A 13,240-nucleotide genomic window follows, 5' to 3' on the forward strand; every position below is an offset into this window, starting at 1 on the left:
TAGTGGTCTGCGAGAGTCGGATATTCTCTTTATCACTATTAGCCACTGTGCGTGGCGGCACGTCATTTCTTTGTCCAAAGCGACAAAGAAACGAAGCAAAGAAAACGCTTTCAACCACGCTACCCTAAGTGTCCACAGCGTGCAGTTTTCATTCATAGGTGCCCCAAAAGCACGGTGCTCGCCAGAGCCACGGATGGTTGAACCCCTCCTTCTCACGAATCCTGACACGAACACGCTTCGCCCCGTACGCTCTCGGGCAAGCACGTGTGGCCAAGGAACCGGTACGGCCTCACGCGTCTTTTGGGGTGGCTGCTTGGTCGGCTCGCTTTTCTCGCGGGTCACAGCTTGATCCACCGCAGCTCGACGCGACGCGTATTACTGCCTCAGTCTTTGGTGAGTTGGCTACGCGGCCTACACCGTTATTTTCGTCGGTTACGGCCTTACGCATTGTTGGGGCTTTGTTACTTGGTGGGTTGGCGGCGTGGTTCGAGGTGCGTACAAATTCGGCGGGCGGTTGTCCGCGGATAGCGCGGGGTGGTCCTTGGGCAGGTTCAATCACTGGTGGCGAAGCGTGTGGGTATCGGTGTTCGGAGAAGGAGGGTTTCACACATCCGTCGCTCTGGCGAGCACCGTGCTTTTGGGGCACCTATGAATGAAAACTGCACGCTGTGGACACTTAGGGTAGAGCGGTTAAAGCGTTTTCTTTGCTTCGTTTCTTTGTCGCTTTGGACAAAGAAATGACGTGCCGCCACGCACAGTGGCTAATAGTGATAAAGAGAATATCCGACTCTCGCAGACCGCTAACACTGAAAGCAGCAACCCGGCATAGACCCCGACCACTACCGCCGAAACCGACCACCCCGGCATTGACCCCTGACCACTGGCCCACTGGACGACTTTTTTTGAGATAGCCATCCTCAACAGCATAGCGGGCGGTTTCGCCGAAAACCTTACCCTCGATGAACCAAAACCGGGTCGTCCGCCCGACCGGTTTACAATAGCGGTGAGTAGCGCTTGTCGCCCGGTTTTGCGCCGGGCATCAATACGAAGAATGAATGCAAAGGCTGACCCCGGGCGCATGACAGGGCCAGCCGACACGAACCGCCGTTCCCGCAATTCCGGGGAACGGCGTGTTGGTTTTTTCTCTCAGCCTGATTTGCGGCACTTTTCCGGTAGATGACGATGTCCACCTCACATTCCCCGCTGTACGAATCCACGCTGAAATCGTTGCCCCTGCTGGGGCGCGGCAAGGTCCGCGACAACTACGCAGTCGGCAACGACAAGCTCCTGATCGTCACGACCGACCGCCTCTCGGCGTTCGACGTGATCATGGGCGAGCCCATTCCGAACAAGGGCCGTGTCCTGAACCAGATGGCCGATTTCTGGTTCGCGAAGCTCTCGCACATCGTGCCGAACCACAATACCGGTATCGATCCGGCAACGGTCGTCGCCGCCGATGAAGCCGATCAGGTCAAAGGCCGCGCCGTCGTGGTGAAGCGCCTCGAACCAATCCTGGTGGAAGCGGTCGTGCGCGGTTATCTGGCCGGCAGCGGCTGGAAGGACTATCAGGCAACGGGTTCGGTCTGCGGCGTCGCATTGCCGCCGGGCCTGAAGAACGCCGAAAAGCTGCCCGAGCCGATTTTCACGCCGGCAGCGAAGGCGGAAATGGGCCATCACGACGAAAACATCACCTACGATGAGATGGAACGCCGGATCGGCACGGAACTTTCGGCGACCATCCGCGAGATTTCGATCAAGCTGTATAAGGAAGCGGCCGAGTACGCGGCGACGCGCGGCATCATCATCGCGGACACGAAGTTCGAATTCGGGCTGGACACGCGCGGCGAACTGTTCCTGATGGACGAAGTGCTGACGGCCGATTCATCGCGTTTCTGGCCGTCGGACGGGTATCAGGTCGGCACGAACCCGCCATCGTTCGACAAACAATTCGTGCGCGACTGGCTCGAAACGCAATCGTGGGGCAAAACGCCTCCGGCGCCGAAGCTCCCCGACGATGTCATCGCGAAAACGGCCGAGAAGTACGAAGAAGCGCTGCAACGGTTGACCGGGCAGTCGCTGGCGTAATTTTTTAGGCGGGGCCGGCCTGGCGCGCAATTCCGCTCGATTCTGCGGGCGGGTCCGGTGGCTCAAACGTGATAACGGTGACGGCAAAAGCTGTCCGGAATCAGCGCACGAGAGCAACGGACCGAAGCAACGGACCGAAGCAACGGACCGAAGCAACGGATCGAAGCAACGGACCGAAGCAACGGACCGAAGCAACGGATCGAAGCAACGGACCGAAGCAACGGATCGAAGCAACGGACCGAAGCAACGGACCGAAGCAACGGACCGAAGTAACGGACCGAAGTAACGGACCGAAGTAACGGACCGAAGTAACGGACCGAAGCAACGGACCGAAGCAACCGGGCCGAAGCAACGGACCCGATTAACGGACCCCGGCGTCCGGCCCTGCAGCGCCCAGTCCCGAAAGCCGTTCCATGACGACTGAAATGCTTTCTATCCGCATCACCCGAAAAAGGCCGCCAAAGGCCTGTCCACCCCAAAGGAATGCAGCACGATGAGCGAAGTCCAGACCGCCACCGCGGCCCACACGCATGACGCACCGTTGATCGGCGTGTTAATGGGTTCCAGTTCCGACTGGGACGTGATGAAAAACGCGGTCGCGATCCTTCAGGAATTCGGCGTGCCTTACGAAGCCAAGGTGGTGTCGGCTCATCGCATGCCCGACGAAATGTTCGCCTACGCCGAAAGTGCTCGCACGCGCGGGCTGGCCGCGATCATCGCGGGGGCGGGCGGCGCGGCGCATCTGCCGGGCATGCTCGCCGCCAAAACCACGGTGCCGGTGCTGGGCGTGCCGGTATCGAGCAAATATTTGAAGGGCGTGGATTCGTTGCATTCGATCGTGCAGATGCCCAAGGGCGTGCCTGTGGCGACGTTTGCTATCGGCGAGGCGGGCGCGGCGAACGCGGCGTTGTTCGCGGTCTCCATACTCGCTGTCACCCAAACCGCTTACGCGGACAAACTCGCGGCATTCCGCGCGCGCCAGAACGACGCGGCGCACGCCATGGTCCTCCCGCCGCTATAAACGCAGCAGTTTTACGGAACACCTCCGGCACTATTTCCGGCCCGAGACCGACTGACCGACCCCACAAGATGAACGCACACACCCAACCCAGTTCTCCCATCCAGCCGGGCGCATGGCTCGGCATGGTCGGCGGCGGCCAGCTCGGCCGCATGTTCTGTTTCGCCGCACAGTCCATGGGCTATCGCGTGGCGGTCCTCGATCCGGATGAGACGAGTCCGGCCGGGTCCGTCGCCGATAAACACATCCGTGCCGCCTACGACGACCCCGCCGCGCTGACCGAACTCGCGCGCTTGTGCGCAGCGGTATCGACGGAATTCGAGAACGTGCCGTCCGCCAGCCTCGATTTCCTCGCGAAAACGACCTTCGTGAGCCCCGCCGGCCGGTGCGTCGCCATCGCGCAGGATCGCGTGGCGGAGAAGCGGTTTATCGCGAGCACTGGCGTGCCTGTGGCGCCGCATGTGGTGATCGAGTCGCCCGAGGCGCTGGCCGCTTTAAGCGACGAACAGATCGCCGCCGTGCTGCCGGGCATTCTGAAAACGGCGCGTCTCGGCTACGACGGCAAAGGCCAGACGAGCGTGCGCAACGTCGATGAAGTGCGCACCGCGTACGGTTCGCTCGCGGGCGTGCCTTGCGTGCTCGAAAAGCGCATGCCGCTCAAGTTCGAGGTGTCCGTGCTGATCGCGCGTGCCGGCGACGGGAAATCGGTCGTCTTTCCGCTCGCGCAGAACGAACACGTCGGCGGCATCCTGGCGAAGACCGTCGTGCCGGCGCCGGACGCGTCGCCCGCGCTCGTCGCCCAGGCACAGGACGCCGCGCTCACGATCGCCGCAAAGCTGGATTACGTCGGCGTGCTATGCGTGGAGTTTTTCATCCTGGAAGACGGCACGCTGATCGCCAATGAAATGGCGCCGCGTCCGCATAATTCCGGCCATTACACCGTCGATGCCTGCGCTACCAGCCAGTTCGAACAGCAAGTCCGCGCGATGACCGGCATGCCGCTTGGCGACACGCGCCAGCATTCGCCGGCCGCCATGCTGAATATTCTCGGCGACATCTGGTTCGAAGGCACGAAAGCGCGCACGCCCCCGTGGCATGACGTGATCGCGTTGCCGACCGCGCGTCTGCATCTGTACGGCAAGGAGGAAGCGCGGGCCGGCCGGAAGATGGGCCACGTAAATTTCACCGGCGCCACGCTGGAAGAAGTGCGCACGGCGGCGCGCGATTGCGCCCGCATGCTGCACATTGCGCTGGATTGACCTTGATGACTTTCGAAGCTCCCACCGTCGCGCAGATCCAGGAGGCGGCCGCGTTGCTCGACGCCGGGCAACTCGTCGCGTTTCCGACTGAAACTGTCTACGGACTGGGCGGCGATGCCGAGAATCCCGAGGCCATCGCACGGATCTATGCGGCGAAAGGGCGGCCGTCGAATCATCCGGTGATCGTGCATCTCGCGCCCGGCAGCGACCCGGCGTACTGGGTTCAATCCCTTTCCGCCGATGCGCAGAAACTGATCGATGCCTTCTGGCCCGGCCCGCTCACGCTGATCCTGAAGCGCGCGGCGCACGTGCCGGCGGCCGTCAGCGGCGGGCAGGATTCCGTCGCTATCCGTTGTCCGTCGCATCCGGTCGCGCAGGCGCTGCTCACGACCTTCAGCACTCTGCGCGATGGTCATGGCGGTGTGGCGGGGCCGTCGGCGAACCGGTTCGGGCACGTCAGCCCGACCACGGCGCAACATGTCCGCGATGAATTCGGCGCAAGCGTGCATGTGCTCGATGGCGGGGCGGCGAAGGTGGGTATCGAATCGACGATTCTGGATTTATCGCGGGGCTTTCCTGCGTTGCTCCGGCCGGGACATGTGAGTCCGCTCGAGATTGCCGATGTGCTTGGCGTGATGCCACGTCTGCCCGATGGCACCGACGCCAGCGCGCCACGCGCCTCCGGCACACTGAAGGCGCATTACGCGCCGCGCACGCCGCTCAGCTTGTTGCCGTTCGCGGCGCTGGAACCGTTGCTCGCTGCGCATCCGTTCGATGCCGGCAAGAAGCTGGCGCTGGTCGCGCGGGCATCGAGCGCGGGTAAATGGGCGGACGCGCCGAACGTGCATTTCATCGCCGCGCCCGACGATCCGCAGAGCTACGCCCGCGAACTGTACGGTCTGCTGCGCGCGCTCGATTGCGCCGATGTCGAGAGGATTCTGATCGAGACGCTGCCGGTATCGGCGGAATGGAGCGCGGTGAACGACCGGTTGGGGCGTGCGGCGGCGGCGTTTGAGGAGCAGGGGTAGAGGCGCGGCGGGTTGATGTCCTGCAAAGCAGGATTAGCTAAAAAACCTTTCAAATCATCGGTTAAGGCCACCTAGATAGTTTAGATACATAAAAGTATCTAAACTATCTAGGTGGCGTGGCAAAAAAACCTCCGGCTTTCTATCGCTTGAGTTCGCGGTAAAAGTTTTCGTGGGAACCCAAGCTCAAAAGTACCAACTCGGTTGGAGAAAACTGATATGACAGCAAAGCCTCTTGCTTGTTGAGCTTGAATTTGTGAACGAAAACGCCTGCCAAGTCGCCCTTTTTGGCGACGCCGATACTTGGCCCTGCCAAAACTTCACGAATTGCCTCTTCCAAAATCTTCTTGTCGCGGGCGTGCAGTTTCTTTGCGGCCCGATCAAAGGTTGGGGTCGCGAGAATTTTCCGCGTCATCGCGAAGAGAACTGATATTCCGCAAGCTGACCCGCTTTAGCTTCTTCGACCGCGAGGAGCGTATCCTGGATGAACTGGACTGGAAGCTCAGGATTCTCTTCAACCGCTTTCCCGAGTCGCGCCCAATGCTCGATTTGCTTTGGGACCGAGCGATGTTTTGCCGCTGCATGCGGCTTCGCAATCTCGATCAGTTCGTCCGATAGTTTGAGTGCCACGGCCATGATGAATGCCTCCTGAAGATGGGCATACATCATGGGTCATAATGCAACCTTTTGCAACCTATGCGTATCGTAGATTAGGCTTTCCGATCAAACTCGGCCGTCCTCGGAAAGACGGTCGAACCGCGTGTGCCGTCGATTGCTGCGTGCATCGAGGATGCGTCGAAGCCTCGTTCTTCAAGGCTTGCACCCAAGTCCTCAAAGGCCCGTGCCGCTTCCCGCACCGATTGAGCCACTGCTGGATCGAGCGGCCGTAATCCGTTGAAGTCCGGGCAGTATGCGATGCCCCCCAAAAAACAAAACGCCCGGTCTTCCGACCGGGCGTTTCAACTTCATCGGCTCATCCAGCCGCGCTTATTTCCCCAGCCCGCTCGCAGCAATCTGCTGCTCCACGTACGTGGAGAACAGCGCATGCAGATGCGTCGTCGGGTGGACCGTATCGGCGTACATATACGTCTGGTCCGCGCCGGCCACCGTGTAGGTTTGCGGCGAGCAGAACAGCGACGTAGCGAATGCCGAGGGGTCCGGCTCGCCCAGCTTGGTCGCGGCGGCGGTCATCGCGGCGAGATTACAGGCGGTGTCCGTATTCGATACCGTGAAGCCGTTCGCCTGAAAGTTCGCCTGGATGCCGTCGACCCAGGTGTAGGCATCGACATAGACCACCTTCGACAACAAGCCCGACTGCTGCAGCGCGCCTTTCAGCGTGCCGTTGAACAACTGCGTTACTTGCGACAAAGTCACGCCTTTATCGGCGCTGGCCAAGCCCTCAGGCGATCCGCCGATGTCAGGAATCGCCGATACCACCACGTGTGTCGCGCCGGCTTGGACCACCCGGCCAACGACCGTCGCCAGGTCGATTGCCGCCTGGCTGATGGCGGTCGTCGCGGCGGTCGTCGCAGCAGTGCCCGCTGCCGTAGCCTGCGCCGGCGTGATGGTTCCCGCGGCGAGCTGGGCCTCGATGTCGGCGGCAGTCGCTTGCTCCACGGTCAGGTTGTAGAAGATGTCGTTGGCGCCGCCGTTCACCAGCACGAGCTGGTTCGCGTTGAACGTGCCATAGGTCCCAATGTATTGGGTCACCTGGTCGTTGATCGGGACAGTCGTGGCCTGCGCGAAGTCGGCGTTCGCCGTGCCCGGCGTGGCGTGGCCAACGCCCGGCTGCGACGTTACGCGTGAGCCGCCTTGTGCATAGCCCAAACCGCCGGCCGGCGAAAGCGGGATGCCAAAGCCGCCGGTGTTCGCCGCCGTCAACGTGCTGCCGTAATACTGCGCCACGTTCTGGGTCCAGATCTGGCCGGGGTTCGTCGTGAAGCGGCCGCCGCCGAAGCTTGCCGTTGCGACCGGTGCATACGTGCCGACGTCCGAGAGACTGTCGCCGAACGACACCGCTTGCAGTTTCACGCCGCCCGCGGGCGTGTTGTTATTGTTGTTATCGCTGCCACCGCCGCACGCGGCCAGCATGGCGAACGCGGCGCACGCAGTGGCCGTCTGGATAGCGAGCAGCCAGCGCGTTTGACGCGCGGCGGGTTTCGTCAGGGCGGGTTTCATTGACTTCATCTCCTCGTTCCTCGTTTATCTGGTCATGTGGTCTGCACGCCGCTTCGAGGTTGCTGTCGGCTGGCTTTCCGCTTGAGCGTTGGCTTCGAATCTTCGAACAACATGCACTGCGAACAATGCGTGTCGTCGGCCAAGCGTGGCGATAGCTTACCGAATCTTTAAGAGGATTTGAGATTGTTTCCTACGAGGGTTTGCCTGTGCTTGCAGACCGCGCGCCCTCGGGTTCTAAGCCGGCCAGGAAGCGGCTCATTCAGCCGATCCCGTGCGGCGCGCGCCCTCATAAACCCACTCGAGCAGCGCGTCATGCGCCGCCCGGGCCGCTTCGGCACGAGGGTCGTTGATAAAACTCACCACCACGTAGCTCTCGCCGTTCTCCGCGCCCACGTAACCGGCGATAGCCCGCACGTCCCGCAGCGTGCCCGTCTTGATGTGGGCGTTGCCGCCCGCGCCCGCGTTGGTGAGCCGGTTGCGCATGGTGCCGTCCACGCCCGCGATAGGCAACGACTCCACGAAGACCTGCGCCACCGGGCTCGAATTCGCCGCCGTGAGCAGGTCGGCGAGCGATTGCGCCGTGATGTGTTCTTCGCGCGACAGGCCCGAGCCGTTATCGAGGTAAAGGTCGGTCATGGGGAGCGCGTTGTGATGCAGGAACGCCGTGATCGCCGCCGATGATTTCTGCGTGGTCGCGGGCGGTTTGCCCATCGCCGCGCCGATGGTCAGGAACAGGTTGCGCGCCATCACGTTGTTGCTGAACTTGTTGATGTCGCGAACGATGTCCGACAGCACCGGGCTGCGGTGCGTGCCGACGAGTCGCGCGCTGACCGGCGTCGGGCCTTCGCGGGTCGTGCCGTTGAAGGTGCCGCCCGCCTGTTTCCAGAGCGCGAGGAAGCCGCCGGCAAAGAAGGTGGAGTGGTCGAGCGCGGCGACGTTGATGGTGCGCGGGCCGCAGCGCAGCGGATAGTCGCCGATAAACGACGCCTGCACAAAACCGCCCGTGGTTTGCGCCACGCTCGGCGATGCCGCCGGCAGTGAGCCCGCGCAAGCGCCGCGCGTGACCTTGAGTTCGTTGTCGATCTGCAACTGCGCGAGTTGCGGCAGCACATCGATTGCAACCTGGCCGTCGGGGCTCGGCGTCAACGTGAACGACAGCGACTTGAACGCATACAGCAGCGGGTCCGGGCCGACGTTGTAGGGTGCGCTTTCGTCGGCGTCGAAGGCTGGGAGATCGCGCGTGGAGGCATCGAAGTAACGTTTGTCCAGGACCAGCGCACCGTCAATGCCCGTGATGCCGTTGCGGCGGATCTGGTCCACCAGGTCGATGAGTTCTTCCGGCACGAGTTTCGGGTCGCCGGTGCCCTGGATGTACAGGTTGCCGTGAAGGACGCCGTTTGCATCGACTTCACCGTCGGCGTAGGCCGTGGTTTTCCAGCGGTAATCCGGACCCAATAACGACAAGCCCGAGTACGTGGTGACCAGCTTCATCGTGGAGGCGGGCATCATCGGCTGGTTGGCGTTGATCGCGACGAGCGGCACGCCGCCGCTGCCAATTCGTTCGACCACGACGCTCATCGACGAAAGCGGCACGTGGGCGCGTGCAAGCGCCGCCATGACGGTGGCCGGCAGCGGACCGGCCGGGACCGCGACGCGCTGGAACTTCGTCTTCTTCGCCGTTGCGCGTTTCGGCGTTGGTTTCTGCGTTTCCGCCTTTGAGCCGCCACCACCGCGGGCCTCGACGGGCGTGTTCATCGCGAAGGTGAAAGTGGCTGCGGCTATAACCAGGGTCGCGGCTGCGCGCCAACGTTTGGCAAGTGGATTCGTCCTGTGCAAAAAGGGTGCTCTATACATGTGGTTGGATCGTGATGTGGTGCGGTTTTGCAGATTGCAGGGCGAGGGTGCCCCAAGCGGTGCGGCTATTGTATGGGGGTTCTGCTTACGGTTTAAGGTTTGCGGGCTTTCAACCGGCAGCGGGTGTAAAGCCTTGGCACTTGGGCCTCAGCGCGGGGCGAGCCGTTCGGGCAGTGAATAACGCTGCATCGTGCGCTCCATGCCATCGAGGAACGCCTGCTCCGCCGCGTTCATCTTGCGTCCGCGATGCCACAGCAGATCGACGTCGACATCGACCAGACCCTCTTCCGGCGGCAAACGCCACAGGCGCTGCTGCGTGAGGTCGTCACGGACAATGTGCTCGGGCAGGCAGCCGATGCCATACCCCGCGAAGATCAGCCGCCGCACTTCGTCCAGACTGGGCGACGCCGCCACGATCCGTCCCGTGAACCCACGCTGGTCGCGAAAGACGGTCAGCGGCGACAGGCTGTCGCCAATCTGGTCGCTCGTGAATGACACGAAGTTCTCCGCGAGCAAATCTTCCATGGTCAGCCCATGCCGCCCGAACAGGCGATGGTACCGGCCACAAAAAATGGCATATCGCTGGCGCAGGAAACAACGCTGCTCAAGTTTATCGATGGGCGTACGGCACAAGCTTAAGCCCGCCGTCGCGGTTTTTTGCAGCAGCGACGAAATGATGTCCGAAGAGCGCATTACCTCGATATGCAAGTCGATACGCGGATAAGTCCGATGGAATTCGCCAAGAAACTCGTCGTACACGCCTGAATCGATGCGGCTCACCGTGAGCAGGCGGATCGAACCGGTGATGTCTTCGCTGCGGTCATCGAGCTCGGTTTCGAGCCTCGACATATGGCCGTAAATATCGCTTGCGATCCGGTACACCTCCTCTCCCGCGTGCGTTGGCTCGAAGTGCGGGCCACGGCGCTGGATCAGATTGCGCCCGAGCGTGTCTTCCAGACGCTTGAGCGCCTGGCTCACCGCCGGTTGCGTGAGATGCAGGCGCGCGGCGGCGCGGCTCACGCTGCGCTCCTGCATGATGACGAGGAAGGTCCGCAGCAGGTTCCAGTCGAGCCGGTCGTTCAGGAACCGCGCGATATCTACACGCCGTTGAGCCATGGGGAAATGTCCTGGGTATTAGCCAAACTTATACGGCGAATAATAAATCGAAATTGGACTAATGTTTTATGGCTGGCGATAAAACGCCCTGACCATCTGCATTAAAACAAGCGAATCAGGAGCCACCGTGACCCCAACACCCAGTCCGACTCGCCAGCCCGTGCGCGCGGCGGCCGCCGCTTTCATCGGTACGATGATCGAGTGGTACGACTTTTATATCTACGCCACCGCCGCCGCGCTTGTGTTCGGCGAGCTGTATTTTCCGTCGCATGATCCGTTCATCAGCACGATGGCGTCATTCGCCACGTTCGCCGTCGGGTTCTTCGCGCGGCCCTTGGGCGGCCTGATCTTCGGTCATCTCGGCGACAAGATCGGGCGCAAGAAAGCGCTGATGACCACGCTGATGATGATGGGTGTGGCGACCGTATGCGTCGGCTTGCTGCCGGCTTACGCGAAGGTCGGTCTGCTCGCGCCGGTGCTGCTCGTGTTGCTGCGCGTGGTGCAGGGCATTGCAGTGGGCGGCGAATGGGGCGGGGCGGTGCTGATGGCGGCCGAACATGCGCCTAAAGGAAGGCGGACGTTTTTCGCATCGTTCGCGCAACTCGGCAGCCCCGCCGGACTAATCCTGTCGCTGGTCGCGTTTCGCGCGGTGACGTCGATGCCGCATGAGGCGTTCATCGCGTGGGGCTGGCGCCTGCCGTTTCTGGTGAGCGCGGTGTTGCTTGTGGTCGGCATCTTGATTCGAATGGGCGTGAACGAGTCGCCGGAATTCGAGCGCGAGAAGCTGTCCAGGCGCACGGTGGAATTGCCGATTGCCGAAGTGTTCCGCTCGTCGGGCGCGCTGGTCGCGTTTTGCATCGGCGCAAATACGATTGGCATCGCCGGCGTGTATTTCACCAATACCTTCATGATTTCGTACACGACGCAGTATGTGGGCGTGACGAAATCGCTGATCCTCGATTGCCTGTTTGCGGTTGCGATCATCCAGTTCTTCACACAGCCGCTGGCCGCGTTGCTCGCCGAAAAGATCGGCAGTGCGCGCTTCCTGAAGCTCACGGCCCTGTGCGCGATGATCTCGCCGTACCCCATGTTTATCCTCGTGCAAAGCGGCAACATGGTGTCGATGATTATCGGCATCGCGATTGCCGTGGTCTGCATGGCGAGCTTTTATTCGGTCATCGCGGGTTTTGTCAGCGGCGTGTTCCCGGTGCGTGTGCGGTACTCGGCGATCTCGATTTCGTATCAGGTCTGCGGCGCGATTGCGGGCGGCTTGACGCCGCTCGTGGGCACCTGGCTTGCACATAAATTCACCGGGCAATGGTGGCCGCTGGCGGTGTTTTATACGTGTCTCGCCGGGATTTCGCTGCTGTCGATCGTCGCGCTTGATGCGCTGAAACATCGTCGCGCCGATGCCCCGGAAGCACTGGCTACTCGTTGAATCTAGAGGATAACGAAGCATGTTGAAAATCGACGGCCCACGCCTGTGGGCGACCCTGACGGAGATGGCGAAAATCGGCGCGACGCCCAAGGGCGGCGTGCGTCGTCTTGCGCTGACGGAAGAAGACCGGCGTGGCCGCGAGTTGTTCGCCACGTGGTGCAGCGAAGCGGGAATGACCGTGCGTACCGATGAAGTCGGCAACCTGTTCGCGCGTCGCGAAGGCTCGGATGCGAAAGCGAAATCCGTGGTGATTGGCAGTCATCTGGATACGCAGCCTGAAGGCGGTCGCTTCGATGGCGTCTACGGCGTTCTGGCCGCGCTCGAAGTCGTGCGCACGTTGAACGATCACGGCGTGTTGACGGAGAAGCCCATCGAGATTGTCTCGTGGACGAACGAAGAGGGCGCGCGCTTCACACCGGCCATGCTCGGCTCGGCGGTGTTTGTCGGCGCGACGCCGCTGGAAACAGCATTGCAGACCAAGGACGCAGACGGCGTGACGTTGCGCGAGGCTTTGAACGAAATCGGTTGCGCCGGAGCGCGCGGACTTGGCGTTGAGAACGTCGATTCGTATTTCGAAGCGCATATCGAACAAGGGCCCATTCTGGAGAGCCACGGCAATCCTATCGGCGTTGTTACAGGCGGTCAGGCGATCCGCTGGCTTGATGTCGAAGTGACGGGCGTGGCCGCCCACGCTGGCACGACGCCGATGCCGTATCGGAAGGACGCGTTGTTTGCGAGCGCGGCGATGGCGCTTGAACTTGAAGCTATCGCGCAACGTTTCGCGCCGCTCGGCTTGGTCACGATTGGTCAGGTGGACGTGCCGAATTCATCGCGTAACACCATTGCCGGGCGCGTTGCGTTCACCGTCGATCTGCGTCATCCGGATGACAAGAAAATCGACGCGATGGAACACGAAGTCCGCACGGCCTTCGGCAAGATCGCCGGGGATCGTGGGCTTGAAGCCGCCATCGCAACATACTGGAAAAGCCCTGCCACGCCGTTTGATTCCGCGTGCGTAGATCTCGTGGAAGAAGCCGCGGAAGGCTTCGGCTACGCATACGAGCGTATTGTCAGCGGAGCGGGGCACGATGCAATCCACCTCGCGCGGCACGTGCCCACGGCCATGGTTTTTATCCCGTGTGTAGATGGTCTTTCGCATAACGAAGCCGAGGATGCACTCCCTGAAGACGTCACCTGCGGCGCGAATGTTTTGATCAATGCGGTACTGGCGCGTGCGGTGATCGGCGCGACGGTTGACGCGTAACAA

Annotated in this window: 11 protein-coding genes; 6 read left to right on the forward strand and 5 right to left on the reverse strand. The window is 61.8% G+C overall.

Annotated elements, in window-relative coordinates; translation table 11 throughout:
• Window positions 1–1,182: 1,182 nt before the first annotated feature.
• The 4 genes from ACSQ36_RS03000 (at window position 1,183) to ACSQ36_RS03015 (ending at window position 5,390) form a co-directional block, all read left to right on the forward strand.
• Window positions 1,183–2,085, forward strand: a complete 903-nt coding sequence (locus ACSQ36_RS03000) for a phosphoribosylaminoimidazolesuccinocarboxamide synthase (RefSeq protein ID WP_436180853.1) — start codon at window positions 1,183–1,185, stop codon at window positions 2,083–2,085.
• A gap of 493 nt (window positions 2,086–2,578) precedes the next feature.
• Window positions 2,579–3,106: a 5-(carboxyamino)imidazole ribonucleotide mutase gene (gene purE / locus ACSQ36_RS03005; RefSeq protein WP_097265832.1), complete on the forward strand. Its 528-nt coding sequence runs from the start codon at window positions 2,579–2,581 to the stop codon at window positions 3,104–3,106.
• Window positions 3,107–3,174: 68 nt separating this feature from the next.
• Entirely contained in the window at window positions 3,175–4,362 is a 1,188-nt protein-coding gene (locus ACSQ36_RS03010; protein WP_436180854.1) for a 5-(carboxyamino)imidazole ribonucleotide synthase, read from the forward strand.
• 5 nt (window positions 4,363–4,367) lie between these two features.
• Window positions 4,368–5,390, forward strand: a complete 1,023-nt coding sequence (locus ACSQ36_RS03015) for an L-threonylcarbamoyladenylate synthase (protein ID WP_436180855.1) — start codon at window positions 4,368–4,370, stop codon at window positions 5,388–5,390.
• A 139-nt stretch (window positions 5,391–5,529) separates the two neighbouring features.
• On the opposite strand, the gene ACSQ36_RS03020 is transcribed toward ACSQ36_RS03015, so the two are convergent.
• The 5 genes from ACSQ36_RS03020 to ACSQ36_RS03040 form a co-directional block, all read right to left on the reverse strand.
• Window positions 5,530–5,802: a type II toxin-antitoxin system RelE/ParE family toxin gene (locus ACSQ36_RS03020; RefSeq protein ID WP_436180856.1), complete on the reverse strand. Its 273-nt coding sequence runs from the start codon at window positions 5,800–5,802 to the stop codon at window positions 5,530–5,532.
• On the reverse strand, window positions 5,799–6,023 hold the full coding sequence (locus ACSQ36_RS03025; RefSeq protein WP_436180857.1) for a TA system antitoxin ParD family protein: 225 nt from the start codon (window positions 6,021–6,023) through the stop codon (window positions 5,799–5,801). Before ACSQ36_RS03025 ends, ACSQ36_RS03020 begins: the two co-directional genes overlap by 4 nt.
• A gap of 351 nt (window positions 6,024–6,374) precedes the next feature.
• Entirely contained in the window at window positions 6,375–7,565 is a 1,191-nt protein-coding gene (locus ACSQ36_RS03030; protein ID WP_436180858.1) for an SGNH/GDSL hydrolase family protein, read from the reverse strand.
• 255 nt (window positions 7,566–7,820) lie between these two features.
• Window positions 7,821–9,419 (reverse strand): D-alanyl-D-alanine carboxypeptidase/D-alanyl-D-alanine endopeptidase, encoded by a 1,599-nt coding sequence (gene dacB, locus ACSQ36_RS03035; RefSeq protein ID WP_436180859.1) that lies wholly within the window; start codon window positions 9,417–9,419, stop codon window positions 7,821–7,823.
• Between the two features lie 147 nt (window positions 9,420–9,566).
• Window positions 9,567–10,535: a LysR family transcriptional regulator gene (locus ACSQ36_RS03040; RefSeq protein WP_031359589.1), complete on the reverse strand. Its 969-nt coding sequence runs from the start codon at window positions 10,533–10,535 to the stop codon at window positions 9,567–9,569.
• Between the two features lie 127 nt (window positions 10,536–10,662).
• On the opposite strand from ACSQ36_RS03040, the gene ACSQ36_RS03045 reads away from it, so the two are divergent.
• Window positions 10,663–11,973 carry an MFS transporter gene (locus tag ACSQ36_RS03045; RefSeq protein WP_436180860.1) on the forward strand — a complete coding sequence of 437 codons (1,311 nt, stop codon included), beginning with the start codon at window positions 10,663–10,665 and terminating at the stop codon, window positions 11,971–11,973.
• A 19-nt stretch (window positions 11,974–11,992) separates the two neighbouring features.
• Window positions 11,993–13,237, forward strand: coding sequence for a Zn-dependent hydrolase (locus ACSQ36_RS03050; RefSeq protein ID WP_436180861.1), 1,245 nt, complete (start codon window positions 11,993–11,995; stop codon window positions 13,235–13,237).
• Window positions 13,238–13,240: the final 3 nt, after the last annotated feature.

Origin of the sequence: Caballeronia sp. LjRoot34, from assembly GCF_964253815.1 — a bacterium.
Lineage (GTDB): Bacteria > Pseudomonadota > Gammaproteobacteria > Burkholderiales > Burkholderiaceae > Caballeronia.

Excerpts from the sequence above, each read along its gene's own strand:
- ACSQ36_RS03030 (WP_436180858.1), bottom strand. The coding sequence starts at position 7,565 with ATGAAACCCGCCCTGACGAAACCCGCCGCGCGTCAAACGCGCTGGCTG.
- ACSQ36_RS03040 (WP_031359589.1), bottom strand. The coding sequence starts at position 10,535 with ATGGCTCAACGGCGTGTAGATATCGCGCGGTTCCTGAACGACCGGCTC.
- ACSQ36_RS03000 (WP_436180853.1), top strand. The coding sequence starts at position 1,183 with ATGTCCACCTCACATTCCCCGCTGTACGAATCCACGCTGAAATCGTTG.
- ACSQ36_RS03025 (WP_436180857.1), bottom strand. The coding sequence starts at position 6,023 with ATGGCCGTGGCACTCAAACTATCGGACGAACTGATCGAGATTGCGAAG.
- ACSQ36_RS03010 (WP_436180854.1), top strand. The coding sequence starts at position 3,175 with ATGAACGCACACACCCAACCCAGTTCTCCCATCCAGCCGGGCGCATGG.
- ACSQ36_RS03015 (WP_436180855.1), top strand. The coding sequence starts at position 4,368 with ATGACTTTCGAAGCTCCCACCGTCGCGCAGATCCAGGAGGCGGCCGCG.
- dacB (WP_436180859.1), bottom strand. The coding sequence starts at position 9,419 with ATGTATAGAGCACCCTTTTTGCACAGGACGAATCCACTTGCCAAACGT.
- ACSQ36_RS03020 (WP_436180856.1), bottom strand. The coding sequence starts at position 5,802 with ATGACGCGGAAAATTCTCGCGACCCCAACCTTTGATCGGGCCGCAAAG.
- ACSQ36_RS03050 (WP_436180861.1), top strand. The coding sequence starts at position 11,993 with ATGTTGAAAATCGACGGCCCACGCCTGTGGGCGACCCTGACGGAGATG.
- purE (WP_097265832.1), top strand. The coding sequence starts at position 2,579 with ATGAGCGAAGTCCAGACCGCCACCGCGGCCCACACGCATGACGCACCG.